Origin of the sequence: Microtetraspora niveoalba, from assembly GCF_001570405.1 — a bacterium.
In the GTDB taxonomy this organism is placed as follows: Bacteria; Actinomycetota; Actinomycetes; order Streptosporangiales; family Streptosporangiaceae; genus Microtetraspora; species Microtetraspora niveoalba.
Genome location: NZ_BBYM01000013.1, coordinates 80313 through 106823 on the forward strand (window position 1 = coordinate 80313; position 26511 = coordinate 106823).

General features: G+C 70.7%; 24 protein-coding genes. 5 read left to right on the top strand and 19 right to left on the bottom strand.

Going from position 1 to position 26511, the window contains the following annotated elements:
- Positions 1–28 precede the first annotated feature (28 nt).
- The 9 genes from AWQ70_RS13680 to AWQ70_RS13720 all read right to left on the bottom strand — a co-directional run bounded on the left by AWQ70_RS13680 (position 29) and on the right by AWQ70_RS13720 (position 10000).
- On the bottom strand, positions 29–616 hold the full coding sequence (locus AWQ70_RS13680) for a pyridoxine/pyridoxamine 5'-phosphate oxidase (protein WP_084516991.1): 588 nt from the start codon (positions 614–616) through the stop codon (positions 29–31).
- Positions 613–1833 carry an amidohydrolase family protein gene (locus AWQ70_RS13685; protein WP_067175234.1) on the bottom strand — a complete coding sequence of 407 codons (1221 nt, stop codon included), beginning with the start codon at positions 1831–1833 and terminating at the stop codon, positions 613–615. The genes AWQ70_RS13680 and AWQ70_RS13685 overlap by 4 nt, the downstream gene beginning before the upstream one ends.
- Positions 1834–1868: 35 nt before the next feature.
- A complete protein-coding gene (locus AWQ70_RS13690; RefSeq protein WP_067175236.1) occupies positions 1869–3128 on the bottom strand; it encodes a metal-dependent hydrolase family protein in 1260 nt (419 codons plus the stop codon).
- A 39-nt stretch (positions 3129–3167) separates the two neighbouring features.
- Positions 3168–4172, bottom strand: coding sequence for an ABC transporter ATP-binding protein (locus AWQ70_RS13695; protein ID WP_067175239.1), 1005 nt, complete (start codon positions 4170–4172; stop codon positions 3168–3170).
- Positions 4150–5184 (bottom strand): ABC transporter ATP-binding protein, encoded by a 1035-nt coding sequence (locus AWQ70_RS13700; protein ID WP_245646942.1) that lies wholly within the window; start codon positions 5182–5184, stop codon positions 4150–4152. The genes AWQ70_RS13695 and AWQ70_RS13700 overlap by 23 nt, the downstream gene beginning before the upstream one ends.
- Positions 5181–6092, bottom strand: coding sequence for an ABC transporter permease (locus tag AWQ70_RS13705; protein ID WP_067175242.1), 912 nt, complete (start codon positions 6090–6092; stop codon positions 5181–5183). The genes AWQ70_RS13700 and AWQ70_RS13705 overlap by 4 nt, the downstream gene beginning before the upstream one ends.
- Positions 6085–6993, bottom strand: coding sequence for an ABC transporter permease (locus tag AWQ70_RS13710; RefSeq protein ID WP_245646943.1), 909 nt, complete (start codon positions 6991–6993; stop codon positions 6085–6087). The genes AWQ70_RS13705 and AWQ70_RS13710 overlap by 8 nt, the downstream gene beginning before the upstream one ends.
- 32 nt (positions 6994–7025) lie before the next feature.
- Positions 7026–8615: a peptide ABC transporter substrate-binding protein gene (locus AWQ70_RS13715; protein WP_067175249.1), complete on the bottom strand. Its 1590-nt coding sequence runs from the start codon at positions 8613–8615 to the stop codon at positions 7026–7028.
- Between the two features lie 224 nt (positions 8616–8839).
- Positions 8840–10000 (bottom strand): diaminopropionate ammonia-lyase, encoded by a 1161-nt coding sequence (locus AWQ70_RS13720; protein WP_084516993.1) that lies wholly within the window; start codon positions 9998–10000, stop codon positions 8840–8842.
- A 118-nt stretch (positions 10001–10118) separates the two neighbouring features.
- On the opposite strand from AWQ70_RS13720, the gene AWQ70_RS13725 reads away from it, so the two are divergent.
- The 4 genes from AWQ70_RS13725 (at position 10119) to AWQ70_RS13740 (ending at position 15261) form a co-directional block, all read left to right on the top strand.
- Entirely contained in the window at positions 10119–10778 is a 660-nt protein-coding gene (locus AWQ70_RS13725) for a GntR family transcriptional regulator (protein ID WP_067175255.1), read from the top strand.
- Positions 10779–11855 (top strand): histidinol-phosphate transaminase, encoded by a 1077-nt coding sequence (locus tag AWQ70_RS13730; protein ID WP_067175259.1) that lies wholly within the window; start codon positions 10779–10781, stop codon positions 11853–11855. It abuts the gene before it with no gap.
- Positions 11856–11865: 10 nt separating this feature from the next.
- Positions 11866–13089, top strand: a complete 1224-nt coding sequence (locus AWQ70_RS13735; RefSeq protein WP_067175263.1) for a pyridoxal phosphate-dependent aminotransferase — start codon at positions 11866–11868, stop codon at positions 13087–13089.
- A gap of 315 nt (positions 13090–13404) precedes the next feature.
- Entirely contained in the window at positions 13405–15261 is a 1857-nt protein-coding gene (locus AWQ70_RS13740; RefSeq protein WP_067175272.1) for a serine hydrolase domain-containing protein, read from the top strand.
- Between the two features lie 157 nt (positions 15262–15418).
- Here AWQ70_RS13740 and AWQ70_RS13745 read toward each other — a convergent pair whose 3' ends face one another.
- From AWQ70_RS13745 to AWQ70_RS13790, 10 genes are all read right to left on the bottom strand, one after another.
- A complete protein-coding gene (locus AWQ70_RS13745) occupies positions 15419–15946 on the bottom strand; it encodes an OsmC family protein (RefSeq protein WP_067175273.1) in 528 nt (175 codons plus the stop codon).
- The gene (locus AWQ70_RS13750) at positions 15943–16563 is read right to left on the bottom strand and encodes a VOC family protein (protein WP_067175275.1); all 621 of its coding nucleotides are present in this window, start codon (positions 16561–16563) and stop codon (positions 15943–15945) included. Before AWQ70_RS13750 ends, AWQ70_RS13745 begins: the two co-directional genes overlap by 4 nt.
- A complete protein-coding gene (locus tag AWQ70_RS41165; protein ID WP_067175277.1) occupies positions 16560–17111 on the bottom strand; it encodes an alkylhydroperoxidase domain protein in 552 nt (183 codons plus the stop codon). Before AWQ70_RS41165 ends, AWQ70_RS13750 begins: the two co-directional genes overlap by 4 nt.
- Entirely contained in the window at positions 17108–17689 is a 582-nt protein-coding gene (locus tag AWQ70_RS41170; protein WP_067175279.1) for a CMD domain protein, read from the bottom strand. The genes AWQ70_RS41165 and AWQ70_RS41170 overlap by 4 nt, the downstream gene beginning before the upstream one ends.
- On the bottom strand, positions 17686–18672 hold the full coding sequence (locus AWQ70_RS13765) for a putative FMN-dependent luciferase-like monooxygenase (protein ID WP_067175281.1): 987 nt from the start codon (positions 18670–18672) through the stop codon (positions 17686–17688). Before AWQ70_RS13765 ends, AWQ70_RS41170 begins: the two co-directional genes overlap by 4 nt.
- Positions 18669–20198, bottom strand: coding sequence for a dipeptide ABC transporter ATP-binding protein (locus AWQ70_RS13770; RefSeq protein ID WP_067175284.1), 1530 nt, complete (start codon positions 20196–20198; stop codon positions 18669–18671). Before AWQ70_RS13770 ends, AWQ70_RS13765 begins: the two co-directional genes overlap by 4 nt.
- Positions 20195–20962 carry an ABC transporter permease gene (locus tag AWQ70_RS13775; RefSeq protein WP_084516995.1) on the bottom strand — a complete coding sequence of 256 codons (768 nt, stop codon included), beginning with the start codon at positions 20960–20962 and terminating at the stop codon, positions 20195–20197. Before AWQ70_RS13775 ends, AWQ70_RS13770 begins: the two co-directional genes overlap by 4 nt.
- Complete coding sequence (locus AWQ70_RS13780) at positions 20959–21864, bottom strand: ABC transporter permease (RefSeq protein WP_067175285.1); 906 nt, start codon at positions 21862–21864, stop codon at positions 20959–20961. Before AWQ70_RS13780 ends, AWQ70_RS13775 begins: the two co-directional genes overlap by 4 nt.
- The gene (locus tag AWQ70_RS13785) at positions 21861–23480 is read right to left on the bottom strand and encodes a TIGR04028 family ABC transporter substrate-binding protein (protein ID WP_067175287.1); all 1620 of its coding nucleotides are present in this window, start codon (positions 23478–23480) and stop codon (positions 21861–21863) included. The genes AWQ70_RS13780 and AWQ70_RS13785 overlap by 4 nt, the downstream gene beginning before the upstream one ends.
- A gap of 368 nt (positions 23481–23848) precedes the next feature.
- Positions 23849–24265 carry a site-specific integrase gene (locus AWQ70_RS13790; protein WP_245646944.1) on the bottom strand — a complete coding sequence of 139 codons (417 nt, stop codon included), beginning with the start codon at positions 24263–24265 and terminating at the stop codon, positions 23849–23851.
- An 879-nt stretch (positions 24266–25144) separates the two neighbouring features.
- Here AWQ70_RS13790 and AWQ70_RS13795 point away from each other — a divergent pair.
- Complete coding sequence (locus AWQ70_RS13795) at positions 25145–26080, top strand: GDSL-type esterase/lipase family protein (protein WP_169808662.1); 936 nt, start codon at positions 25145–25147, stop codon at positions 26078–26080.
- Positions 26081–26511: the final 431 nt, after the last annotated feature.

A 26511-nucleotide genomic window follows, 5' to 3' on the forward strand; every position in this document is an offset into this window, starting at 1 on the left:
CAATCTGACGAGCCGACGGCCGACGAGGTCAGGGCCCGAGCACCTGCTCTACCCACGTGTCCCCGACCAGGCGATGCCTGAGGCGGTCGTGCAGGCGGTCGGGGCGGCCCGCCTGCAGGAACTCGATCTCCGTCGGCGTGATCACGTATCCGGCCCAGTGCGGAGGAACCGGAACGGCCTCGCCCTCGGGCCAGCGGCGCCCGGCCGCGGCCATGGCCGAGTCCAGTACGCCCCGGTCCGGGATCGGCGAGGACTGGTGGCCGGCCCAGGCCCCGAGCTGGGCCGGCCGGGAACGGCGGCGGAACTCCCGTTCGGCCTCCGCCGCGCTCATGGGTGCCGCGTCACCGCGCACGGTGACCTGGCGGCGCAGCGACAGCCAGGTGAACATCACCGCCACCCGGGGGCAGGCGGCGATGTCGCGCGCTTTCGGGGAGCGGCTGTCGGTGACGAAGCCGATGCGGCGGCTCTCCAGCAGCTTCACCGACACGGTACGCACGCCGGGCTCGCCGGCCGGGCTGACGGTGCTCAGCGCCATCAGCCCCGCCTGCGGATCACCGGCTTCCTGGGCGGCCGCCTGCCATTCGAGCAGGACGGCCATCGGGTCGGAACACGTCATCGGACGACCCGCCCGTCACGCGCCACCGCGTGGAGCCGGTCCAGCGCGGTGAGGTCGTCCACGGGATCGGCGTCGGCCGCGATGAAATCCGCCTGGTAACCGGGCGCGATCCGGCCGATCCGGTCCCCCATCCCGAGTGCGGCGGCCGCGTCGGTGGTCGCCGCGGCCAGGGCCTCCCGGTTCGTCATCCCGGCGCCCGCCATCATCCGCAGCTCACCGGGCAGCGCGTCGAACGGCGTGAACCGCCAGCCCGCGTCCGTGCCGCTCACCATGCGCACACCGCTTTCGACCAGCCGCCGGAAGTCGTCGAGGTCGTACGGGTGGCGCCGTCGCCACAATCCGGCGGCGTCCCCGGAGACCTCGGGTGGCGCGGTGAGCACGTGATGGCCCACGGACAGGGTCGGGCAGACGGCGACGCCGGCCTTCGCGAGCAGGTAGGCGACGGCCGCGTCGAAGCCGGCGCCGTCCTCGGCGGCTGTGCGGAACTTCCCGTGCTCGATCAGCGTGACGCCCGCCGCGACGGCGGTCCGCATCGACCCGGCGGACAGGCAGTGGACCTTCAGGGGGCGGCCGAACGACGCGGCCGTCTCGACGGCCACGCGGAGCGACTCCTCGGGAAAGCCCGGCTCCCAGGGGGGCGCCCCGGCCGTACCCCCGCCGGAGGCCATGACCTTGATGAAGTCGGCCCCGGCGAGGGCGAACCGCGTGACCAGCTCTCGTACGGACGCCGCGTCGGGCGCCTCACCGCCCAGGCGCCAGGTGTGGCCGCGAACGGTGGTGATCGGCGCCGCCGCGACGAGCGTCCGGGCGCAGTCGGGTAGGGCGGCGGCTTGGGCACGCACCTCGAACACGGCCTCCGGCGGGCCGCCGCAGTCCGCGACGGTGGTGACGCCCGCGCGCAACGCGGTCCGGGCGTTCCTGACGCCCAGTTCCACGCGCTCCGGGACGGTGCGCGCCGCGGAGACGTCCTCGCCCGCCCCGTCGCCGGACTCGGTCAGGTGGACGTGGGAGTCCACCAGCCCGGGGAGCACCACCGACCGGCTCAGATCCAGGTCGGGGCAGGTGCCGGGCCACTCCCCCGGCCGGGCCCGGCCGTGCGCGATCTCCGCGAAGCGGCCGTCCCTGATGAGCAGCCACGCGGGACCGAGGTCACGCGCCCACGGATCCGCACGCAGCCGGCCCGCGTACACCACCAGTTCGTTCCGCAGCCGGTTCATGGCCCTCCACCTCGCTCGCCGCCGTCACCAGGGGTTCAGCGCGCCGGCTTCCACAACACCTCGGGCGTCTTCGCGGTCGCGGCGACGTCGTCCCGGTGGACCAGGCCGCCCTTCATCACGAATCCGACCCGCTTGAGCGCCTCGATGTCCTGGACGGGATCGCCGTCGACGGCGATGAGGTCGGCGTGGGCGCCGGCGGCGAGGGTGCCGATCTGCCCCTCCTTGCGCAGCACCTCGGCCGCCACCACAGTGGCCGACCTGATCGCGTCCAGCGGCTTCATGCCGTACTGCACCATCAGGCTGAACTCGTCCATCTGCTCGCCGTGCGGGAAGGACCCGACGTCGGTGCCGAACGCGATCTTGACGCCGAGTTCGAGCCCGCGCTTGAAGGCGCCCTCGTGCCGCTTGACGAAGCGGCGGTCGAACTCGGTGTGCTGGCGCTTGTAGTACGTGCCCATGGTCGGCACCCAGAAGGTGCCGAACTCGAGCATGGCCTGCAGGTCCTCCTCGGTGAGCAGAGGGCCGTGCTCGAGCGTGCGGACGCCGCCGCGGATCGCGGCCTGCGCGCCGTCCTTGCCGTAGGCGTGGGCCGCGACGTCGCGCCGGTACCGCTTGGCCTCCGCGACGACGGCGGCGATGTCCTCCTCCGTGAACTGGTGCAGGGGCTCCAGCTCCTCCGGCTCGACGTCCTTGCGGGTGCTGGTCGCGTAGATCTTGACCCAGTCCGCGCCGATCTTGATCTGACGGCGCACTTCCTTGATCAGTTCATCCCGGGTGTCCACCATCCCGGCGACGTCGGGGAGGTGGAGTTCCGGGTTCACCTTGTCGTCGATGCGCATGTCGCCGCCGGTGATGGAGATGCCGTCGGACGCCACGGCCATCCGCGGGCCGGGGATGATTCCGGCCTCGATCGCGTCGCGGAGCGCGGTGTCGCCGTGCCACACCTGCTCGTTGTCGGTGTCCCGGGCGCTGGTGAAGCCGATCTGCAGCGCGCGGTCGCACGCCGCGACGCCCTCGATCACCCGGTAGACCTGCGTCTTGAACAGGATCGCCGGCGGCCACACCTGGTCCTCGGGGCGCAGCAGCATGTGCGTGTGGCAGTCGACGAGCCCGGGCATCAGGGTCAGCCGGCCCACATCGATGAGATCGGCGTCGGCGGGCGGCGTGTCGACGACCGACACGATCCGGCCGTCGGCGACGACAACGCACGCGTTCTCGTAGTACTCGCCGGTCGCGGGGTCCAGAACACGAGAGGCACGTACGGCGAACTGGCGGTCGTTCGGGGGCTGAGTCACTGTTTCCTCCAAAATTCTGTGTACAGAATACAGTAGTCGCTATTCGCCCACTTGCACAGAGGCGGCGGGGGCGAAATGGCAGGCGGTCCGATGGCCGGAGGCCGCGCCCTCCACGAGCGCGGGCTCGTGCACGGCGCACACCTCCTCCGCCTTCCAGCAACGGGTGCGGAACCGGCACCCGCTGGGAGGCTCGGCGGGACTGGGCGGATCGCCGTTGAGCATGATCACTTCCTGCTCGCGGGCCTTGTCGGGGTCCGTGGGCGGCGCGGACGACAGCAGCGCCTGCGTGTACGGGTGCCGCGGTTGTCCGTAGACCGCCCCCTCGGGGCCGACCTCGACGACCTTCCCCAGGTACATCACGGCCACCCGGTGGCTGATCTGGCGGACGACGGTGAGATCGTGCGCGATGAACACGTACGAGAGGTTCAGCTGTTCCTGCAGATCGGCCAGAAGGTTGAGGACCTGCGCCTGGACGGAGACGTCCAGCGCGGAGACGGGTTCGTCGCAGACGACGATCTCAGGCCCCAGGGCGAGCGCGCGGGCGATGCCGATGCGCTGGCGTTGCCCGCCGGAGAACTCGTGCGGGTAGCGGTTCACGTGATCGGGGTTGAGGCCGATCAGCTCGAAGAGCTCCCGGGTGCGGTTCCGCCTCTCGGCCCGCGTCCCCTCGCCGTGCACGGCCAGCGGCTCGGCGACGATGTCCCCGACCGTCATCCGCGGATCGAGGCTGGTGTACGGGTCCTGCAGGACGATCTGGATCTTGCGCCGCAGGGCTTTCAGCCCGGCGCGGCTGAGCCGGTGAATGTCCTCGCCCCGGTACCGGATCGTCCCCGACGTGGGCCGGTCGAGGGCGACGAGCATCCGGCCGAGCGTGGACTTCCCGCAGCCGGACTCGCCGACGAGACCGAGCGTCTCCCGCTCCCCCAGGGTGAAGGACACCCCGTCCACGGCGTGTACGCGCGACATGGGGCCGAGCGGCCACCGGCGTCCGGACGCGTAGTGCCGGGTGACGCCGGTGACCTCAAGGATGGGCTGTGAGCACACCGGCGATCACGTCCTTTCCCAGGTGGCAGGCGCTCCAGCGCCCCTGCGCGTGTTCACTGAGCGCCGGCTCCCGCTCCTCGCACACGGTTTCCGCGAGCGGGCACCGGAAGCGGAACGGGCAGCCGGTGCTCTCCTTGCCGAGCGCCGGCGGCTGCCCGGGCAGGGCGGCGAGCCGCCCGGCCCGGCGATCCGCGCGGGGAACCGCGTCGAGCAGCGCCTTCGTGTACGGGTGGGCGGGGCGGCGGAAGATGTCGCGGACCATGCCGGTCTCCACCACGCGGCCGGCGTACATCACGGCCACCCGGTCGGCGATCGACGCGGCCGCGCCGAAGTCGTGGGTGATCAGGACCAGTCCCATGCCGGACTCTCGCTGGAGAGTCTGGAGCAGCCGGAGTATCTGAACCTGGACTGTGGCGTCCAGGGCGGTCGTCGGCTCGTCGGCGATCAGCACGTCCGGCGACAGCGCGAGCGCCATCGCGATCACGGCGCGCTGCCGCATTCCGCCGGAGAACTGGTGCGGGTACTGGCGGTAGCGCTGTTCGGCGTCCGGGATCCGTACCTGCCGCATCAGTTCGACCGTGCGGTCGCGGGCCTCCCCGCGGGAGAGGCCGAGGCGGGTCCGCAGGGTCTCGCCGATCTGCGGGCCCACGCGCAGGACGGGGTTCAGGGCGGACAGCGAATCCTGGAAGACCATGCCGATGCCCTGCCCCCGGACCTCGCGCCTGGCGGCCTCCGGCAGGCCGAGCAGATCGCGGCCGTTCCAGCGCACGCTTCCGCCGCCGATCCTGGCCGGGGGGATCTCCAGAATCCCCATGATCGCCTGAGCGGTCATGCTCTTGCCCGACCCGGACTCTCCGAGGATCGCGAGGGTCTCCCCGCGGTCCACGTGCCAGCTCACCCCGCGCAACACCGGCACGGGGCCGTCGTCGCCGCCGAACTCGACCTGCAGATCGTGCACTTCCAGCAGGTGTTCGCTCGCCATGGCGTTTCCCTTCCGCGTCGTGCCGCTCACGAGTGGATCCTCGGGTCGATCGCGTCCCGGACGACGTCGCCGAGCAGGATGAAGGCCAGGACGGTGACGCTGAGGAACAGAGCCGGGCCCAGAAGCGGCAGCGGCGCCTCCAGGAACCGCGCCTGGGCGTCGTGGATCATCTGCCCCCAGGAGATCGTCGGCGGGCGCAGGCCGATCCCCAGCATCGAGATGATCGACTCATAGGTGATGAACACGCCGAGGTTCGTCGTCACGACCACCAGCCAGGGGCCGAGGCTGTTCGGCACGACATGGCGGGCGAGGGCCCTCAGCCGCGAACACCCGATGGCGGCCGCCGCCTGCATGTAGTCCTGCTGTTTCGCCTCCATGACCGCCGAGCGGGTGATGCGGGCGACCTGCGGCCAGCCGTGCACCGACAGGGCGATGATCACCGTCCACGTGCCGCTGCCCGACGCGCCGAACAGCGTCAGCAGGACGCTCGCCCCCAGCAGCAGCGGAATGGCCAGGAAGATCTCGGTGATCCTGGACAGGGTCGCGTCGACCCAGCCGCCGAAATACCCGGCGGCGGCGCCGACGGCCCCGCCGAGCAACCCGGTCGTCAGGGAGACGGCGAGGCCGATGCCGAGACTCGCGCGGGCGCCGTACACGCTGCGCGAGAACACGTCGCAGCCCTGGAGGTCCCTTCCGAACCACTGGCCGGCGCCCGCGTCGGCCAGCGTCCGCCCGAGATCGCAGTCGTACGGATCGGCCGTCGCGAACAGGGAGGGAGCGGCGGCCATGCCCGCCATCACCACGAGCAGGGCGGCGGAGAGATAGAAGAGCGGGCTGCGGGAGAGCCGTCGCCGGACCGCCTGCCAGTGACCGCGCCGCTTCCTCTGCGGAATCGCCCGCGGCTCCACGACGCCGGCGGCCGAAGCGAGTTCAGGCATAGCGGATCCTCGGGTCGAGTACGGCGTACAGCAGGTCGACGAGCAGGTTCGCGACGACGTAGACGAGCACGAAGACGGTGACCACGCCCACCACCGTCGTGCGTTCGCCCAGGTAGACGGCGCGCGCCATGGCCTGGCCCATGCCGGGGAGGTTGAAGATGCTCTCGGTGATGACGGCGCCGCTGAGCAGCGCGCCGACCTCGAGGCCGAGGAACGTGACGACGGGGATCAGGCTGTTGCGCAACGCGTGGTGCGCCACGACCCGGACCCGGGTCAGGCCCTTGGCCGTGGCCATCCGGACATAGTCCTCTCGCAGCGACTCGGTGAGCTGGCCGCGGGTGAGCCGGGCGACGTAGGCGGTCGACAACGACCCGAGCACGAACCCGGGCATGACGTAGCTGAGGAAGCCGTCCTCGGTTCCGGCCACCGGGAGCCAGCCGAACTTCACCCCCACGACGAGCTGCAGCACGAACGCGGTCACGAAGAACGGGATCGAGAGCCCCGCGAGGGTGAAGATCCGGACCCCGGTGTCGGCGACGCCGTTGCGGCGCAGCGCGGACAGCACTCCGGCGCCGACACCGATGACGATCTGGAACGCCAGGGCGAACGCCGCGAGCTGGGCACTGACCCAGATCCGCTCACCGAGCATCTGGGCCACGTCCTGGCCGCTGTAGGTCTGTCCCAGATCGCCGTGGAGGACCCCGAGCAGGAAGCGGCCGTACTGCTGGAGGAGCGGCTCGTCGAGGTGGTAACGCGCCCGGATCGCCTCGGCGAACGCCGGATCGGCGGCTCGCTCTCCGGCCAGGGCCTGCACCGGGTCGCCCGGCAGGGCGAAGGTGATGACGAAGATGACGAGAGTCGCGCCGACGAGGACCAGCACCGCCTGCAGGACTCGGCTCATGATGTATCGGGACACTGGGCGTCCTCCGCCGGCTAGTCCACGACCACGGACTCGATCCGCAGTCTGCGGAAGGAATCCACGCTCACGTCGCTGACCCGCTTGGAGTGCCCGGCCATGACCCCCTGGTACCAGAGCGGCACATAGGGCATGTCGTCGAGGAGCACCCGCTCGGCCTCCGCGTACTTCGCGTCGGCGGCCTCCGTGTCCTTGGCCGCCGCGCCGTCACGCAGCAGCGCCTCGAACTCGTCGTTGCGGTAACGGGAGAAGTTCTCCCCGGCGTCCTGGGTGAACAACGGCTTGAGGTAGTTCTCCGGGCTGGGGAAGTAGAAGGTCCACGCGGTGCGGAAGGCGGTGTCGACCTTCCCGCTGGACAGATCTCCCAGCAGCACCGCGAGCTTGGGATACGCCCGCGTCTCGACGTTCACGCCGAGGTCCTTCGAGATCTGCCGCGCGGCCGCCTCCACCCATTCCTTGTTCTCCGGGGCGTCGCTGTTGTAGCCGATGGTGAACCCGTTGCCGGGGATGCCGCCCGCCGCGTCGAAGGCCGCCTTGGCCGCGGCGGCGTCGTGGACGCACAGGGCTCCGCACGCGTTCGGCGCCGCGCCCGGGACGACCGGGGGAACGAAACCGGTCGCCGGCGTGCGCGTTCCCCTGAAGATCGCCTTGGTGATCGCCTCCCGGTCGATCGCCATCGAGATGGCCCTGCGTACGCCGGGCGACTTGAACTTCTCGCTGTTCACGGGGAACCCGAGGTATTCCATGCGCCCGCTCGGCGACTCCCCGAACCGGTCCCCCAGCAGGCTCTTGGCCTCGGTGATCCTCGCCGTCGGGACGGCGGGCAGGACGTCGAGATTGTTGGCGAGCAGGTCGTTGTAGGCGGTGTCGAAGCTCTGATAGATCTTGAACCGGACCTCCCCCGCCTTGGCCTTCGTTCCGGCGTAGGAGTCGTTGCGGCGCAGCGTGATCTGCTGGTCGTGCTGCCAGGCGCCCTCCATGAGGAACGGGCCGTTCCCGATCGGCCGCTGCTCGAATGCCTTCGGGTCCTTGTACGCCGCGGAGGGGAGCGGCGAGAACGCGGGATATCCCAGCAGTTGCCTGAACTGCGACCACGGCCGCACCAGCGTGATCTCGAATTCGAGGTCGCCGACGACGCGCAGGCCGGACATCGTCTCCTCGGCTCCGGAGGCGACCTCGCGATAGCCCTTGATCTCCCCGAAGACGTACGCGTTCAACTGGGCGGACTTCTTGTTCGCGGCGAAGTTCCACGCGTCCACGAACGAGCGCGACGTCACGGGTTCGCCGTTGTGGAACGTCCAGCCGGATTTGAGCCTGACCTTCCACACCTTGTTGTCGGTGCTCTCGATGCTCTCGGCGACCTCCAGACGGGTCTCGTTGGTCTTGATGTCGAAGGTCACCAGCGGAGTGAAGAGCGCGGACACCACCTGCGCTCCGTAGACCTCCGAGTAGTTGGCCGGCATGAGCGAGGACGGTTCGAGGATCGCGGCGGAGAACGCCCCCGTCTTCTTGCCGGCCTCGGAGCCGCCGCATGACGCGACCGATGCCAACAGGACGGACGTTAAGCCGACGGCCACCATGCCTCTGATGTGCAGGAACACGGTCATCCCACCTTCGGTGAATTGTGAGTGACGCCGGAATCCGGCAGTCGTGTGACACAGGCAGCCGAGGCAGTTCCCCCACGCGCTTCCAACTGCGTGCTGAACACAGAATGCAGAGATAGTGCAAGAGGTGTCAAGGACATGAATGGTTGGAATTGGCTGACAGTCCGGCCGGTTCGGGCCGGGCCGATACGCCCCGGCCCGAAGCGTGGCCTCCGGCCGCGGAGGCGTCAGCCGCTCGCCGTGGTCGCGGCTCCCACGATGCCGCGGTAGCTCGCGGGGTCGCTCGCGCCTTCCGTGTTCAGGAGAAGGATCGTGCTGTCCGGTGTCAGCCCGAGCCCCTCGCGGAACCCGTCGTCGGCCGAGGCGAGCAGCGCGCCCGCGAGCGAGGCCGCGCCGCTCTCCCCCGACTCGATCCCGCAACCGGCGAAGACCCTCATGGCCTCGCGCACTCCGTCGTCGTCGACGGTGATGGCCGCGCCCACCGTGCCGCGCAGGATCGGCCAGGCCACCACGCTCGTCTCGCCGCAGTTCAAACCGGCCATGATCGAGCCGTGCGGCCCCTGGACGGTCGTGCGGACGCCGGCGGCGAGCGAGCGGTGGACGCAGTCGGCGGTGTCGGGTTCGACGGTCGCGATGCGCGTCGCCGCACGGGAGCCGAAGTGGAGGCCGACGGCGGCGGCGAAGGCGCCCACGCCCGCGGGGACGATCACCAGGTCCGGGGTGTCCATGGGGTCGAGACCCATCTCGGCCAGTTGCTCGTCGACCTCGAGAAAGATCGTCGAATAGCCGTCGATCACGCGCCGGGGCACCGTCTCGTACCCGGGCCAGGCCGTGTCGGACACCAGGATGGCGCGGGGATCGCGTTCGGCCTGAACGGCCACGTAGCGCACCGCGTCGTCATAGCTCGCGTACACCCGGACGACCTGCGCCCCCTCGCCCTCGATCGCCGCCGACCGCGACATCGACACCTCGTCCGGCACGTAGATGCGGGCGCGCATGTCGAGGAGCCTGGCCATGTGCGCCACGGCCCTGCCATGGTTCCCGTCGGTGGCGCACGTCAGCACGTGGTCGCGCAGCGGCCCGACGGCGTGACGCAGCTCCTCGAACGAGATCGCCGGGTCGAGGCCCAGGCGTTCGCACAGCGTGCGGTGGATCCCCCAGGACGAGCCGAGGATCTTGAAGGACGGCAACCCCAGGCGGTGCTGCTCGTTCTTGACGAGGACCCGCCCCGTTCCCGTGCGGCGCGCCAGTTCGGGCGAATCGACAAGAGGGGTGCGGGCGTACCCCGGCATCGATCGATGGAATCGTCGTGGCGCGTCACGGGGGTCATCGCTGAGCGTGTTCGGATAATCGCTTCTCGGTGACCGGATGATGGCGCAGCCCGGCATGGTGCGACCTCCAGGGATGTGGGATGGAGCCGCCAGCGTAGCGCTTCTGCACTCTGAGTTCAGTATGTAGTATGCTTACTCTCTGACATCATCAGTGGCTTTTGCTGGAGGCGGAACAATGGCGGTCGATCGCAGACTTTTGCGTGAGCAGGTCAGGGACGAGATCCTCGACCGCCTTCTCCAAGGCAAATATCCGGTGGGCAGCCGCATCAACGAGGTGCAGCTCGCGGCGGAGATCGGCGTCAGCCGGACACCGCTGCGCGAGGCGCTGGCGAGCCTGGCACAGGAAGGCATTCTCGACGCCCGCCCGAACCGAGGGTATTGGGTCTCCCCCCTGAGCGAGCAGGAGGTCCGCGAGACCTACCCGATCATCGCCCAGCTCGAAATGCTCGCGATCACGCTCTCCGATCCCGAGGAACTCGCCCGGCGCGCCCCGCAGCTCATCGAGCTCGCGGAGAACATGGCGGCGGCCGGAGACGTCCGCGAGGTGCAGCGCGCCGACGACGAGTGGCACGCGGGCCTGCTTTCCGCCTGCCCGAACAGCCGGCTCCTCGAAATGATCGGCGACACCAAACGCGTCGTCCATCGGTACGAGCACGCCTATCTCGGCGACCCGCAGAGTGTCCGGGAGTCGATCGAACAGCACAAGCGCATCGCCGCGGCCCTTCGGGAAGGCGATTTGGCGACGGCGTCCCGCGAGCTGGAAAGCAACTGGAAGACATCGATGCACCGCCTCGTCGCGCGCATCACCGGATCACAAGACACAAGCGGAGACTGAATGCCGGCCCTGCCTGTCCGGGACGACCTGCGTACGGCCCGCCCGTACAACACCCGGCCGTTCTCCTCGCCGGTCGACCCGGTCGCGCTGCTGAACAACAACGAGAGTCCACGTCCTCCGGAAGGTCGCCACCTCGAGGCGTTGCGTTCGGCGGCCTCCCTGGCGCTGGCGACCGCGAACCGCTATCCGGACGCCGACGTCGCCACGCTGCGATCCGCGTTGGCGCGGTATGCCGGCCACGACGTGCGAGCCGAGATGGTGTGGCCGGGAAACGGCTCGAACGAGGTATTGCTGCACCTGCTCCTGACATACGGCGGGCCCGGCCGAACTGCCCTCGGATTCGGGCCGACGTATTCGATGCACGAGCAAATCGCGACGATAACCGGCACTCGATGGATATCAGCCGACAGAGGGCCGGATTTCGGCCTGACCCCTGAGGCGGCGGCCGTCGCGGTCGAACGGCACCGGCCTGACATCATCTTCCTCTGCGCGCCCAACAATCCGACGGGGACGCCTCTGGACCGGGCGACGCTGGACGTCGTCCTGCGGACCGCGCCGGGGCTGGTGGTGCTCGACGAGGCATATGTGGAGTTCTCCGCCATCGGCAGCCAGGCGGGCCTCCTCGCCGAACACCCGCGGCTGGTGATCTCCCGGACGATGTCGAAGGCATTCGGTTTCGCCGGGATACGCGTCGGGTTCCTGCTCGCCTCGCCCGACGTGCTGACCCATTTGCGCATCGTCGCCCTGCCCTACCATCTGTCGACGCTGACGGCGGCGGTCGCGCTCGCCGCGCTCGAACAGGCCGACGAACTGCTCGCGCACATCCCGAGCGTTCTCGCCGAGCGAGGGAGGATGCGCGACGCTCTGGTCGGCGCGGGCCACGCGGTCGCGCCGAGTGACGCGAACTTCCTGTTCTTCGACACCGGCGCCGATTCCGCCGCGGTGGGGGCGCGGCTGGCCGGACAGGGCGTGCTGGTACGCGACGTGGGCCCGGCCGGATGGTTGCGCGTGACCGTCGGGCATCCCGATGAGAACGACATCTTCCTCAAGGCGCTGTCCGAATTCTCGTTGAAGTAAGAGGAGAACCATGTCCATCGGATTGAGTGACAGAGCGGGCGCGGTCGCCGGGTCGGCGACCATGGCGGTTTCCTCCCGGGCGGCCGAGCTGCGCGCGGCCGGGTACCGCATCGTGAGTTTCGGCGCGGGTGAGCCGGATTTCCCCACCCCGGCCCACATCGTCGAGGCCGCCCAGCGGGCCTGCCCGGATCCCGTCAACCATCGGTACACCTCGGCGGCCGGGCTGGCGGAGTTGCGCCATTCGATCGCCCGGACCGTCCTGGCGGATACGGGCCTCGCCATTGACGACGCCGACGTGCTGGTCACCAACGGAGCGAAGCAGGCCGTATATCTCGCCTGCATGGTCCTGCTGGATCCCGGCGACGAGGCGCTCGTTCCGGCTCCCTATTGGACCACCTATCCGGAGGCCGTACGCCTCGCCGGCGCGGCCCCGGTTCCCGTGCGCACCGACGCCGACCAGGATTTCAAGGTGACGCCCGAACTCCTGGAGGCGCACGTCACCCCGCGGACCAAGGTGCTGTTCTTCGGCTCCCCCGCCAACCCGACGGGAACCGTCTACACGCCCGAGGAGACCCGGGCCATCGGAAACTGGGCGGCGCGGCGGGGAATCTGGGTGATCAGTGATGAGATCTACCAGCACCTCGTGTACGACGGCGCGACGGCCCTGTCCATGCCGGTGGCCGCCCCGGACATCACCGATCGGTGCCTCGTCATCGGCGGCGTGTCGAAGACGTACGCCATGACGGGCTGGCGGGTCGGCTGGTTGTACGGTCCCAGCGAGGCGGTCAAGGCGGCCGTCAACCTGCAATCACACATGTCGTCCAACGTCGCGAACGTCGCCCAGGTCGCCGCGATCGCGGCCCTGCGCGCGGGCCGCCCGGGTTTCGACGACGTCCTGGCCGCCTACGATCGCCGCCGACGGCTCATGGTCGACGTGCTCCAGGGGATACGCGGCGTCGACTGCCCCACCCCCACGGGGGCCTTCTACTGCTTCCCCTCGGTCAAGCGCCTGCTCACCCGGTCGATCCTCGGCCACTCCTTCGCCACCACCGCCGAGCTGGCGGCGTTCATCCTGGACGAGGCCTCCGTGGCCCTCCTCCCGGGCGAAGCCTTCGGCGCCCCCGGCTGCCTCCGCCTCTCCTACGCGCTGGACGACCAGAGCCTGCAGACGGGCCTGGAACGCCTCCAGCGCCTCCTCAGCTCCCAGGACATCCCGCGCGCCCACGTGCACTGACGTAGGCGGGGCGGCGGGGACGACCATCGGGCACCCGGCAGATCGTTCGGCTTCCCGGTCCGCACACGGGCCGGCGCTTGGCCCCGGCCCCGCGGGGACGGGGCCGTCGGCCGGGCCGACAGGACGACGACTTCCCCGGCCCTGACTCGCTGGGACGGCGGCACTGAGGGACGCCATCCGCGCTGAGCTGGGAGCTCTTCCCGGCGTTCTGTAATGGAGGAGCGGGTGACTCGACGGTCTGCCAGGATTTGACTCTCTTGACCACCGGCGTCCCGTACGCGGGACCCGTCCTGTGCCGACCCGAGGAGTGCCCGCATGGACCGGAGACGTTTTCTCAGCCTGACCGCCGCCACCGGAGCCGGCGTCGGTCTGGCCTCCGCGGGGTTCGGGCAGCCGGCGTGGGCGGCGAGCTACCCCTATTTCAACCGCCGTGTACCCGACGAGGCGCACACGAAGATGGGTGAGCTGGCGCCCTACGGCATCACCTCGTTCGCGTTCACACCGTCCAACGGCTGGGTCATCGTCACCCAGGACGGCCGTTTCTTCGCGCGCGGCATCCCCGACGCGTGTTTCACCGAGCTCGGGAAGCTGACGAAGGCCGGCCGGAGGATTCATTGCGTGGCCTTCCCGCCCGAGGGCGGCGACCGGTGGGTGATCACCACGGACAAGGGGGTGTCCGCGCGCGGCATCCCCGAGGAGTGCCGGCAGCGGATCACCGCCAGCTACACCGCAGGCAAGCAGGTCGTCAACGTCGCCTTCCCCCCGGCGGGCGGCAACCGCTGGTCGGTGGTCGACACGGGCGGCTTCCACGTCCGGGGCGTCGACGACGAGTGCTACCAGATGATGCGCAACCTGACCCAGGGGGGACGCCGCGTGACCCTCGTCGCCTTCCCCCGCACCGGCGGGTGGGTGGTCGTCGCGCAGGACGAGTTCCACGCGCGCGGCATCGACGACGAGTGCTACCAGCAGATGGGCAAGCTCGCCGCGGGCGGATGGCAGTTGCACAATGTGGCCTTCTCGCCGGTCGGCGGCGGCTGGTCGCTGTGCTCGCGCGGCAAGGTTCCGTCCCTGCCCGCCGACCGGGTGCGCCAGGTCGAGAACGCGGTGGGGAGCGGGGGCATCTGGCAGCGGATGGGCTACTGGAAGACGCCGGGCGTGGCGGTCGCGGTGGTGACCGGCAACAGCGTCGCCTGGTCCACCGGCTACGGCTGGCTGGAGGCGGGCAGCGGGGCCGCCGCGCACCCGGAGACCGCCTTCCAGGCCGCCTCCATCAGCAAGGCCGTCGCCTCGGTCGGCGTACTGCGCCTGATGCAGACGCTCAAGCGGCCCCTGAGCACCGACATCCGCCCCCACCTCGGCTGGACCCTGCCCCACCGCTCCTGCGTCTCGCCCGACGCGGTGCCGACGATCGACCTCCTGCTGACCCACCGGGCCGGTGTCATCGGGCGCGGCTCCACCTCCCCGGCGGAGGTCTGCTCCGGCTTCAACACCGCCGCGGGCGGCGGCTTCGCCGGCTACGGGCCGAACGCGACCGTGCCGTCGCTGCTGCAGATCATGAACGGCGAGGGCAACTCGCCGAAGATCGAGCTCACCACCGCCCCCGGCGCGGAGTACCACTACTCCGGCGCGGGATTCGTGCTGTTGCAGCGGATGGTGGAGCAGCAGACCGGTCTGCCGCTGGCCCAGTACATGGACAAGGAGGTGTTCGCGCCGCTGGGCATGAAGACCAGCTCGTACGCGCTGTCCCCCGCCTTCGAGCTGGCGTCGGGGCACACCTCCGCCGGCGCGGTGATCCCCGGCAAGCGGAACCGCTATCCGGAGTCGGCCGCCGCGGGCCTCTACACGAACGTCCTCGACCTGTGCCGTCTCGTGTGCTACCTCAACAAGGCGTGGACCGCCTCCGGTGACATCGCGGGCCCGCTCAGCAAGGCGTCGGTGCGGACGCTGCTCAGCAAGGGGCCGCAGCCCGACATGGGCCGGGGCCTGTTCATCGCCGGGTCGGGGACGAAGAACTTCTCCTTCACCCACGACGGCTCCAACTACGGCTTCAAGTCCGTGTTCAAGGGCTATCCGGAGCTGGGAGCCGGATACGCCGTCCTGGCCAACGGCGACAACGCGAGCCTGGTCGGCGAGATCGCCGCGTCCATCAGGTCGACCTACGGCTGGGCCTGATCCGGGTCTCCCCCGATTCTCCCCGGAGCCCGGCCCGCCGGAGCGTACGGAACGTGGGGCGTGGCCTCGACCTCCGCCCCGGCCCCCGGGGCGCGGCGGCGCCCCGAGGAGAAACCGGGCCCCCGGCCCACGCGATCCGCGCGGGCCGGGGAGGAGGTCAGGCGCCGACCCGGACGATCGTGCCCGTGATGTCCTGCGGGTTCCGGATGAGGTTGAGGATGGGGCAGACCCGCTCGACCTCGGCGTGCAGCCGGGCGAGCTCCTCGTCGGAGGCGGGCGAGTCCAGGTGGACCTCGTAGCGGAAGTTCTGCGGGTGGACCGGGATGTCGGTGGTGTCCGGCGACTGGGCGCGCGGGTCGTACTCGGCCCGCACGTCCACCGACAGCGCGTCGATCGGCACCTCCAGTTCGGCCGCCTTGATCAGGAAGATGTGCGTCACGCAGCTTCCCAGCACGCCCGCCTGCAGCTCCGGTGAGCCGGGCCCGAGGTCGTACCCGGCGAAGTCGGGACCGCTGTCGCTGATGATCTGGAAGTCGCGGATCCTGATCCGCCGCACGCCGCTGCGGCCCTCGGCGGTGACGGTCGCCCGCAGCGGCACGGGACCGCCGCCGCTCTCCGCCGTGGCGGCGCGGCGGGCGAGGAGCGCGGCGCGCTTCTGGACGAGGTATTCGCGGAGCGTGCTCATACGAGGGTCACCTGTCCTTCCGGGGTGTCGAGGACGGCACGCAGTCCGGGGGCCGGGCCGCGCTCGACGCTGACCGTGACCCCGAGGGCGTCCAGGGGGCCGCGCGCCGACGCGGGCTCCGGATGGATCACGGTGAGGGAGGCCAGGGAGAGGGCCGGGATGCCCGAGGCCGAGGGGTGCGCGGTGCTCCCCCAGTCGATGAGGAACGGCGTGGTACGCACGGCGGCCAGGTCGTCGCGCCTGGTCAGCCGCCATTCGAGGAGAGTGCCGTCGGGCGTGCGCCGCGAGAGCGGTTCGATGGAGCCCGGGTCGTGGCCGGCCTCGCGGGCCCGCCGTACGGCCACCTCGATGTCGTCGGTGCGCACGGCCCAGGCGGCGAGCGTCGGCTCGGTCAGCGCCTCCAGGCCGAAGGCACGCGGCCGGGCGCCGGGCCGGGACGGGTCGGGGCCGATGATCTCCAGGTAGGCGCCGGCGCCGAGGCCGACGAGGTAGTTGGCCGTGCCGCCGGGGTGCGCGCCGCCCGCCGAGGGGACGACGCCGGTCAGCGCGGCGAAGGCCGCCACCCCGGCCTCGAGGTCGGGGACGGCGTACACGAGGTGGTCCAGTGCGATGGTCACGCGGGTTCTCCCAGGGAAAGCATGAGCCGGTTGGCCCAGTTGAAGAAGGCGGCGGCGTGGATCACGTCGCTGACCTCCAGGTCGTCGAGCCCGGCGGCGCGCAGGGCCGCCAGGTGGTCGGCGCCGAGCGCGCCGGGGGTGGCGGTCAGCGCCACGGAGGCGTCGATGATCGCACGCCACCGCTCGTTCTGAGGGGCGTCGACGCCGTCGTCGAGCAGCCGCCGCACGTCGTCGGGGCGCTTGGAGTAGTGCGCGGCGAAGCGGGCGTGCACCGAGGCGCAGAAGACACAGCCGTTGTGCCGCGAGGTCGCGGTCGCGGCCAGCTCCCGCTCGGCGCGCGGCAGGCCGCCGTCGGCGTTGTGGAAGATGTCGTTGTCGGTCGTGGTCCGCGCGTGCAGCACGCGCGGATCGAGCGCGAGCAGCCGGAAGTACGGCGAGGCCGCGCGCGCCCTGTCGACGAGGGCGTCGCGGTGGGCCTCGGTCAGCTCGTCCTCGGCCGGCGGCTCCAGCCAGGGTTCCCAGCCGAGCTTGTCCCGGGTGAACTTCATCGGTCGGCTCCTAGAAGTCGCAGGCCCGCGACCACGCGGACCTGGAAGGTGAGGAAGGCGACGAGCTGCGAGATCGTCACCACGCCCGCGGTGGTCCAGCCGGCGTCGACGAGCGTCTTGAGCGCGTCGCGGCTCGACTCGCGGGGGCGGAAGACCAGCAGGTGGGCGTGGTCGAGGGCGGCGGCCAGGCGCTCGCCGAGCGCGGCGCGCCGCCCGGCCCGGTAGGCCGGGCCGATCAGGCTCTCCTGGGCGAGCGCCGGCTCGTCGTACACGCCGTACGGGCCGACGGTCCGGGCCTCCTCGATCTCGCGCTCGACGGTCGCGGCGAGGTCGGGGGCGTGCTCGGCCAGCAGGTCGGCGTAGTGGCGGACGACGGCGGGGTCCTGGTGGAGACCGGCGACGAAGGCGGCCACGGCGGCGCGCTCGGCCCGCGTCACCTCCTCCTCCGAGTCGGGGGCGAACAACGCGTCGTAGGCGCGCTGGGCGTGTTCGCGGGCGTCGGGACGCCGGTCGCGCAGCAGGTCCAGGCGGGAGCCCGGCCGGATCGCGGCCAGCGTGTCGATGACGTCGGCGGTCATGCGGTGTTTCCTTCCACTGTCCCTCCCAGCGCGGGAGCCACCTCGGTCGCGAGCAGTTCGATGGAGCGCAGGATCAGCTCGTGCGGCGGGTCGATGGAGTGCACCTGGAAGACCAGGTCGGTGGCACGTTCCAGAGTCGGGTCCGCCTTCAGGCCGGCGACGACGTCCTCGGGGGTGCCGACGTGGGCGTCCCAGGCGGCGATCAGCGCCTCGACGCCGTCGCCGTCCGGCTGCCGCAGGCCCGGCCTGGCCAGCCCTCGGGCGGCCCAGCGCAGCGCCTCCTCGCGGGTGTCGGCGACGAACGCGGTGCGCGAGGCCATGACCCGCGGGACGACGCCGGAGGGCAGGTTGGCGTAGTAGGCGTCCACGATGGGTTTCTGGATCTCGGCCAGCGTGGCGTGCGACGCCCCCTCGGGCCTGGGCTGGGTGCGCGAGAGCATCAGCCCGTTGCCCGCCCGCCCGGCGCGCGCGCCGCCGGCGACGGAGAACGTGGCCTCCCAGATGGCGTCGAGCAGGGTCGGCGCGGCCGGGTAGAGGTGGTTGTCGCCGCCCAGGTCCTTGCCCGACCACGCGTCCACGAGCACCTGGAGATGGTCGGCGTAGACGGAGGCGCGCTGGTCCGGGTCCTTGCCGAAGGCCGCGAACGCCGTGGGCGTGCCGCCGCCGCCCACGCCGACCTCCAGCCGCCCGCCGGACAGCAGGTCGAGCACGGCGGCGTCCTCGGCCACGCGCACCGGGTGCTCCAGGGGCAGCGTGATGATGCCGGTGCCGAGCCTGATCCGGCTGGTACGCGCGGCCAGGTGGCTGAGGAAGACCAGCGGCGCGGGCAGGCCGCCCTCGCCGCCGTCGAAGTGGTGCTGGGCCACCCAGGCGGTGTCGAAACCGAGGCGTTCGGCGTGCTCGATCTGCTCGGCGGCCAGACGGTAGCGCTCGCCGGGCGGGGCGTCGTCGAGCACCCGGGTGAAGAAGCCGATCCGGGTCATCGCACCGGCTCCGCCACGGCGGCGAGCAACTCGCGGGTGTAGTCCTCCCGTGGGTTGTCGAAGATCTGCTGCGTCGTCCCTGATTCCACGATGCGTCCCTTGTTCATTACGGAAACGGTGTGCGATATCTGCCGCACGACGGCGAGGTCGTGGGAGATGAAGAGATAGGTGAGTCCGAGGTCGCGCTGGAGCTCCTCCAGCAGCGTCAGGATCTGCGCCTGGACGGTCACGTCCAGCGCGGAGACGGCCTCGTCGAGCACGACCACCTCGGGCTCGACGGCGAGCGCGCGGGCGATCGCCACCCGCTGGCGCTGCCCGCCGGACAGCTCGGCGGGCCGGCGCCCGAGCAGCGTCTCGGGCAGCGCCACGCGCTCCAACAGCTCCCGGACCCGGGCGCGGCGGGCGGCCCGGTCTCCGAGGCGGAAGTTGCGCAGCGGCTCCTCGATGATCGCGCCGACCGTCTGGCGGGGGTCGAGGGAGCCGTACGGGTTCTGGTAGACGAGCTGCACCCTGCGCCGGAAGTCGCGCGGGCGCACCGGGTCGTCGCCGATCACGACCTCGCCCGACGTGGCCTCGGTGAAGCGGGTCACGATCCGCGCCGTCGTGGTCTTGCCCGAGCCCGACTCGCCGACCAGGGCGTGGGTGGTGCCCCGCCGTACCTCGAAGGAGACGCCGTCGACGGCGCGGAAGGAGCCGAACTCCTTGACGAGGTCGCGCACGACGATGGCGGGCTCGCCCGCGGCGTCGGAGGACTTGAACGGGCGCGCGGTGAGCGCCGGGGCGTCCTGGAAGAGGCGGCGGGTGTACGGCGAGGCGGGCGCGGCGAGCACCTCGCGCACGCCGCCCGACTCCTCGATCAGGCCGTCCTTCATCACGACCAGACGGTCGGCGCGCGCGGCCGCCACGCCCAGGTCGTGGGTGACCAGGAGGACGGCGGTGCCGTACTCCTCCCTGAGGTCGTCGACGAGGTCGAGGATGCGGCGCTGGACGGTGACGTCCAGGGCGCTGGTCGGCTCGTCGGCGATGATCAGGCCGGGCCGCAGGGCGATCGCGATGGCGATGAGCACGCGCTGGCGCATGCCACCGGAGAGCTCGTGCGGGTACTGGCCGGCACGGCGCTCGGGGTCGTCGAGGCCGACGCGGGTGAGCAGCTCGATCACCCGCCGCCTGATGCCCGCCCTGTCGCCGTATTTGTGGATTTTGAGGATCTCGCCGATCTGCCGGCCGATCTTCATGACCGGGTTCAGCGAGTTCGACGGGTCCTGCGGGACCAGGCCGATCCGGTGCCCCCGGATCGACCGCAGGCGGCGCTGCGACCAGCCCGCGATGTCGACGCCGTTGAGCAGGACCTCGCCCGACGACGCCGGGTGCAGGCCGATGACCGCGTTGGCCGTCGTCGTCTTGCCGGAGCCGGACTCGCCGACCACGGCGACGACCTCCCCCTGCTCCACCGTGAACGAGACGCCCTTGACCGCGACCTGCCGGCCGTACGCGACCGTGAGATCCCGGACGTCGAGGAGGCTCATCTGATCTCCTTCGAGATGCGACCGGCGGCGAGCACCACGGCCACGACGACCGCGCCGGGCAGTGTGGTGAGCCACCACGAGGTGGCCAGGTAGTTGCGGCCCTCGGCGATGAGCAGCCCCCACTCGGGAGTGGGCGGCTCGGCTCCGTAGCCGAGGAAGCCGAGCGTGGAGATCGCCAGGATGGCCACGCCGAACTGCAGCGCCGCCAGCGCGACGACCGGGCCGAGGGAGTTCGGCAGCACGTGCCGCCGGAGCACCCCGGCGAAGGTGCCGCCGCTGCCGAACGCGGCCTCGACGTAGTCGGTGCGGCGCACCCGGACCACCTCGGCCCTGGCCAGCCGGGCGAAGGAGGCGACGGAGCCGACGCCCACCGCGATCGCCACGTTCACCGTGCCCGGCCCGAGCAGGATGATCACGGTGAGCGCCAGCAGCAGCCCCGGCACCGACAGCAGCACGTCCATGACGCGCATGACGATCTCGTCGACCACCCCGCGCACCGAGCCGGCGATCAGGCCGAGGAGCGTGCCGAGCACCAGGCCGACGCCGACCGCGGCGAGCGCGCCCGAGAGCGAGTGGACCGATCCATGCACCACCCGGGCGAACAGGTCGCGTCCCACGGCGTCCGTGCCGAACAGGTGCGCGGCGCTCGGCCCCTGGAGCTTCTCGGCCGGGACCCCGTCCAGCGGGTCGTACCCGGTGAACAGGGACGGCACGGCGGCCCAGAGCACCACCAGGGCGATGACCGCCCACGACAGCCACCTCATGTCGCCAGCCTCGGGTCGAGCACCGGGAACAGCACGTCCACCAGCAGGTTGACCAGGACGAAGACGGTCGCGGCCACCACCACCACGGCCAGGAGCACCGGAGTGTCCTGGGCGTTGACCGCCTGTTCGGTGAGGCGGCCGATGCCGTTCCGTCCGAAGACGGTCTCGGTGACCACGGACCCGGCGATCAGCTCGCCGAACACCAGGCCCGCCACGGTCAGCGTCGGCGGCAGCGCGTTGCGCGCGACGTGCCGCCACAGGATCCAGGAGCGCGAGGCGCCCTTGGCCGCCACCACCGGCACGAACGGCTGGGTGAGCACCTGGTCGATGCCGCGCGCGAGGACCTGCGCGATCGGCGCGGAGATCGGCACGGCCAGCGTGAGCACCGGCAGCACGAGCTGCTGGAGCTCGGTGCCGCCGATGACCGGGACCAGCCGGAGCCGGAAGGAGAAGATCTGGATGAGCAGGATGCCGAGCCAGAACACCGGGACCGAGACGAACAGGGAGGGCACCGCCAGCAGCAGGCCGCGCAGCCTGCCGCTGTACGCGGAGCCGAAGGCGATCAGCACGGCCAGCAGCACCGCCAGGACGAAGGCGCAGGCGGCCAGCCTGGCCGTCTCGGGCAGGCCCTCGGCCAGCCGTTCGACGACCGGGGTGCCCGTGTCGATCGAGTAGCCGAAGTCCCCGTGCAGGAAGCCGAGCACGGTGTGCAGGTAGCCGCCGGCGTCGTAGTACTCGCGGATCTTCGCGATCTGCTCGGGCGACAGCCCGAGCTCGGGGTTCTGGAACTTGATCAGGATGGAGTCGCCGGGCATGGCCTGGAGCAGGATGTACGCCGCGGTGAAGGCGGCCCACAGGACGAGCAGTGCCTGCCCTGCCCTTTTGACCAGATATTTCGTCACTTGCTGAGCCAGACGGAGTAGAAGCTCGGCCGGCCGACCGCCTCGAAGGCCGCCCCGTGGACGTACGGCGCGATGCCGTAGACCTGGGGCTCCTCGAACAGCGGGATGACGTACCCCTGGTCGATGACGTACCGCTGGATCTCGGCCACCTTCTCGTTCCGCTTCGTCTCGTCGGCGAGGGCCGACTCCTCCTCGAGGAGCTGGTCGAGCTTCTTGTCATCGGACAGGATCACGTCGCGGTTCTCGGTGTGGAACTGGCTCTTGATGACGTCCTGGTCGGCGCGGCCGACCATCGAGTGGTTCACCGCCGTCTTCTCGGCGTCCTTGATGTCCACGGCCTGGGTGCCCGAGTCGGCGGGGCGGATCTCGAGCTTCACGCCGATCTTGGTCCACTGCTGGGCGACCAGTTCCAGGGTCTGCTTGGACAGCGGCTGCGGGCCGGCGACGAAGACGCCGAGTCGCAGTTTGACGCCGTCCTTCTCGCGGATGCCGTCGGCGCCGCGCGTCCACCCGGCCTCGTCGAGCAATTTGTTGGCCGTGTCGGGGTCGTGGACGAGCTTGTCCGACAGGTCGACGTATCCGGCCGCCAGGTGGCTGAGGACCGAGGTGGCCACGGGATAGTTGTCGGTGAAGAGGGTGTCCACGACCTCCTTGGCGTCCGTCCCCGCCTGCAACGCCTTCCTGACCCTGATGTCCTTAAGGATGCTGTTGGCGGGGCGCAGGTAGAGGCCGTTGTTCACGCCGCGGGTGGGCTCGCCCTTGACGACGAAGCCCGCGTTCTTGACCGTCGCCTCGTCGTAGGCCTGCACGTAGCGGACGTAGTCGGCCTGTCCCGAGGTCAGCGCGCCCACGCGGACGTTGTCCTCGGGCGTGACGATGATCTTGATGAGGTCGAGGTAGGCCCGGCCCTGGTGCGTGGAGGAGGGCGGCGCCCAGTTGTAGTCCTTGCGCGCCTGGAGGTCGATCTCCTTGTCGACGACCTGCTTGGCCACGGTGAACGGCCCCGAGCCGACGACGTTCTTGAGCTGGCACTGCTCCTCGTACGGCAGGCCGATCGTCTTCTTGGAGACCAGGCCTGCGCCGATGACCGAGGTGCCCTGGAGGAAGCCGGGCGACGGCTTGCTGAAGTGGAAGCGCACGGTCCTGGCGTCGACGACCTCGCTGCGCTCGTAGTTGTTGACGAACTCGGCCGGGGGCAGCTTGAGCTTGTCGTCGCCGCGGCCGTACACGTCGAAGTTGGCGGCCACGGCCTCGGCGTCGAGGGGCGTGCCGTCGCTGAACGTCACGCCGTCCCGCAGGTGGAAGGTGTATTCCGTGGCGTCCTCGTTGATCTCCCACTTGGTGGCGATCCACGGCTCGATCTTGAGCGTCTCGGGGTTCTGCCAGGTCAGCTTGTCGGTGAGCTGGTTGAGCACGCCGCCGTTCGGATAGAAGCCGGCCGCCGGAAGGTAGAGGCAGGTGGGCGGCTGGTGTTCCAGGTAGGTGAGCGTGCCGCCGTACACGGGTTCGCCGTCGCTCGCGGCCTGGGCACCGGCGCCGGAACCGCCACAGGAGGTCAGAAGCCCCACGGCGGCGAGCATGGCCACGGTGACGACCGCAGGTCTAAAGGAGGACATGTTCCGAACAACCCTTCGCTTTCCGGTGGGACCTGGAGATAGAAGGTAATACCTACCGGAATAGTAGGCAAATCGCTCGGACCGGTGCGTCCGTTCCACCGGCCGCAGCCGGTCCTGCTGAACCGTCAGATCAGCGACGCACCGGAGGCGGAGCGCGAGGGGCTCGGGCCGCCGATGAACGCCGACCTGTGGGCGCCCCTCGCCGCGCCGCGCGACCGCGGCGACGCGGACGGCCTTCGCCGGACGCGAGACGTCACGGTCGCCGCCGGAGCGGGTGAGCCCCCCGGTCGAGATCCTCGCGGGCTCGACCGACCCGCCGGCCGTAGGCGAGTACGCAGAAACACACCGCGTGGCGTGGATGCCTGGCGTCAGCGCTTGCGCCGGCGGGCCGCGGGGTCGTGCTCGGCGGTGATCCGGGCGGAGGTCTCCTCGCCCAGGCGCACGCAGCGGCCGAGGCTGGACAAGTGCTGGTGACGGGACTTGGCCTGCAGTTCCGGCGCGGTGCGCCCGGCAGCGGCCAGGTGGGTCAGCGCCGAGTGGCGCAGCTGGTGCAGCGTCCAGCCTTCGCCATGCGGGACCAGGTCGGCTGAGGCGGTCTTGAACAGGTATTCGGCGCGGGGGTAGGACAGGCGGCCGCGGCCGGTGGCCGGACAGAGTCGGCGGCCGCGGGCGCTCGCCTGCCTGAGGCGGGGGCGCGGCGGTCGGCCAGGAACACCGGCCCGGCGGTGCCGCTCGCCCGGTACGGGCGAGCGGCGAGCTGGAGGGACGTGGCCCGAGAGCGGCATATGTGACAGGTAATGGAAATTCCCTGTCGCAGGACAGGGCCTCCTCACCCAAGCGGTATATCAACACAGAGTTACAGATGATTACGCTCAGTGCGCATGGTTGTCCGGGAGAGAGGAAAGGTCATGCAGCTGCCCATTCAATCCCCCCGCTCACGGCCGTCCTGAGCGCTGCTGCCTGAACGGCCACCTCGACCTGCCCGCCGCCGTAGCCCCACCTGCTCCCCGGCCTGCCTCGTCTCACGCATCCTGCGTGAGCTGGGGAAACAGGCTTAAGCGTACGTTTGTGTGCTTCCACCCGCCGAGGGGCGACACCGCCATCGCCGAACGCCTCGGCCTGGACAACATCTCCCACACCCCGCCGTACGTGCTCAGCGCCGGGCACCGGCGGCCCTCACCCCGACCCGGACAGCAGACACCCCCGGCAGGGCTGGACGCCTTCGCACCACACCACTCATCTGACGAGAAAGGCCACCGGATCTCCAGCAGCTCCGAACACCGAGGTCAGGCACACATTTCCGTTCTTCCACATCCCGAAGGCCGCCTCAAAAGGCGTCTCCCACTCACAGAGAAGAAACAGCAGTGCGCGCTACCATCCCACAGCATCCCCACAGTGGTCCCGCCGCCCCCCGCCGCCCCTGTCACCCCCGCCGCCTGCGCCGTGCCGGGCATGCTGGTCGTGTTCTGGCACTCCTGGCGCTGAGCGCGACAGCCCTGGCCGTCCCCGCACCCGCCCAGGCCCAGGCGGCCGAGCAGGTGGCGGTGTCCTTGGGGGACAGCTTCATCTCCGGCGAGGCAGGCCGATGGTGGGGCAACAGCACAGTGCCCGCCGCTGCGGGCTGCACCCGCGGCGGAACCGACCGGGCCGCTTATCGCAAGCTTTTGATCTGCCGCTACGACCCCCAGCGGGTGTATGACGGCACGGCCGTGCACGGAGAGGGCACCGGATGTCACCGCTCCGATGTGGCCGAGATCACCGGGCTGGGCCAGGCCGGGCTCACCCCGGTCAACCTGGCCTGTTCAGGGGCGGAGACCCGGCACGTCATCAACGAGGCGTTCAAAGAGAACACCGCCTCCCAAGCCGAACTGCTTGCGCAGGTTGCCGCCACCCAGCAGGTCAAGGTGGTCGTGCTGTCGATCGGCGGCAACGACCTGAACTTGTCCGGGATGCTGCGCCGCTGCGCCGCGATGTACATGGCGGGCGACAAGCGCTCCTGCGCCTCCACGGGCGAGGGCGATCGGCTTCTGGCCGCGCTACCGGCGGTGGAGCAGCAGGTGACCCTGGCGGTGCAGAAGATCCGCCAGGTGATGAGCCAGGCGTCCGCCCGTTCCGCCGGCTACCGGCTGATCCTGCAGTCCTATCCCTCTCCGGTGCCCTCCTCGGCCCGGGTGCGCTACGGCGAGGGCGGCGGCGGCAAGGCCACCAAACGTACGCTCGTGGGCGGCTGCCCGCTGTGGGACGCCGACTTCGACCTGATGCACGACACCCTGGCACCCGCGATCGACGCCATGCTGCGACGGGTCGCCACCGCGACCGGGGCGGAGTTCCTGAGCATGCTGGGCGCCGTGGAGGGCCACGCGTTGTGCGAGCAGGGCACAAGCCAAGCCGGCCCGCTGGACGACGCCGCCGAACTGGGCGACACGATGGAGTGGGTACGGTACGGCACCGCCGACGCGAAGATCAGCCAGGGACACCAGCAGGAGGCCATGCACCCCAACGCGTTCGGCCAGCAGGCGCTCGGCCGCTGCCTGCTGGCCCTCTACCGCAATCCCAGCACCCAGCCCTGCAACGCGGGCACACCCAGGAGTCAGACGTGATCCATTCCACAGCCTGCACATAGTCCTCGACGTCACCGTCATCGAACTCACCGACGAACTCCCACCAGCGCCCGGCTGACCAACCCCGATTCCGCGGTCCGGAACACGACGTGCCGATATCTGTACGGTCCGGCTCGATTCCCCAAAGATCGCTCACACGGGTCCCCGTGCGGGAATCACGGGCCGCGCGACTATCGCATCCGCCTCATCGCGAGGGGCCTGCCACGAACCGTGTGGCAGGCCCCTCTTTCATGACGCCTGGAAGACCGGGGGCAGCCGCTGGGCAGCCCGGTGCCTGCCCGGTCCGATTACTCCGTCGCCTTCAAGCACGGTATAAGGCCGACTCGCGGCATGTTGAGATCTGCCAGGCATTTTCTGAAATCGCCAGCGGATGGCGGAACGCGTGGAGCGTGGTCTGCCTGACGCGGTCG

Bases quoted from the DNA above. Each gene is read 5' to 3' on its own strand.
- AWQ70_RS13705 (WP_067175242.1), bottom strand. From the start codon at position 6,092: ATGCCTGAACTCGCTTCGGCCGCCGGCGTCGTGGAGCCGCGGGCGATT.
- AWQ70_RS41170 (WP_067175279.1), bottom strand. From the start codon at position 17,689: ATGACCGCCGACGTCATCGACACGCTGGCCGCGATCCGGCCGGGCTCC.
- AWQ70_RS13725 (WP_067175255.1), top strand. From the start codon at position 10,119: ATGGCGGTCGATCGCAGACTTTTGCGTGAGCAGGTCAGGGACGAGATC.
- AWQ70_RS41165 (WP_067175277.1), bottom strand. From the start codon at position 17,111: ATGAAGTTCACCCGGGACAAGCTCGGCTGGGAACCCTGGCTGGAGCCG.
- AWQ70_RS13745 (WP_067175273.1), bottom strand. From the start codon at position 15,946: ATGAGCACGCTCCGCGAATACCTCGTCCAGAAGCGCGCCGCGCTCCTC.
- AWQ70_RS13775 (WP_084516995.1), bottom strand. From the start codon at position 20,962: ATGAGGTGGCTGTCGTGGGCGGTCATCGCCCTGGTGGTGCTCTGGGCC.
- AWQ70_RS13685 (WP_067175234.1), bottom strand. From the start codon at position 1,833: ATGAACCGGCTGCGGAACGAACTGGTGGTGTACGCGGGCCGGCTGCGT.
- AWQ70_RS13730 (WP_067175259.1), top strand. From the start codon at position 10,779: ATGCCGGCCCTGCCTGTCCGGGACGACCTGCGTACGGCCCGCCCGTAC.
- AWQ70_RS13765 (WP_067175281.1), bottom strand. From the start codon at position 18,672: ATGACCCGGATCGGCTTCTTCACCCGGGTGCTCGACGACGCCCCGCCC.
- AWQ70_RS13790 (WP_245646944.1), bottom strand. From the start codon at position 24,265: ATGCCGCTCTCGGGCCACGTCCCTCCAGCTCGCCGCTCGCCCGTACCG.
- AWQ70_RS13715 (WP_067175249.1), bottom strand. From the start codon at position 8,615: ATGACCGTGTTCCTGCACATCAGAGGCATGGTGGCCGTCGGCTTAACG.
- AWQ70_RS13740 (WP_067175272.1), top strand. From the start codon at position 13,405: ATGGACCGGAGACGTTTTCTCAGCCTGACCGCCGCCACCGGAGCCGGC.
- AWQ70_RS13710 (WP_245646943.1), bottom strand. From the start codon at position 6,993: ATGAGCCGAGTCCTGCAGGCGGTGCTGGTCCTCGTCGGCGCGACTCTC.
- AWQ70_RS13680 (WP_084516991.1), bottom strand. From the start codon at position 616: ATGACGTGTTCCGACCCGATGGCCGTCCTGCTCGAATGGCAGGCGGCC.
- AWQ70_RS13720 (WP_084516993.1), bottom strand. From the start codon at position 10,000: ATGCCGGGCTGCGCCATCATCCGGTCACCGAGAAGCGATTATCCGAAC.
- AWQ70_RS13735 (WP_067175263.1), top strand. From the start codon at position 11,866: ATGTCCATCGGATTGAGTGACAGAGCGGGCGCGGTCGCCGGGTCGGCG.
- AWQ70_RS13770 (WP_067175284.1), bottom strand. From the start codon at position 20,198: ATGAGCCTCCTCGACGTCCGGGATCTCACGGTCGCGTACGGCCGGCAG.
- AWQ70_RS13785 (WP_067175287.1), bottom strand. From the start codon at position 23,480: ATGTCCTCCTTTAGACCTGCGGTCGTCACCGTGGCCATGCTCGCCGCC.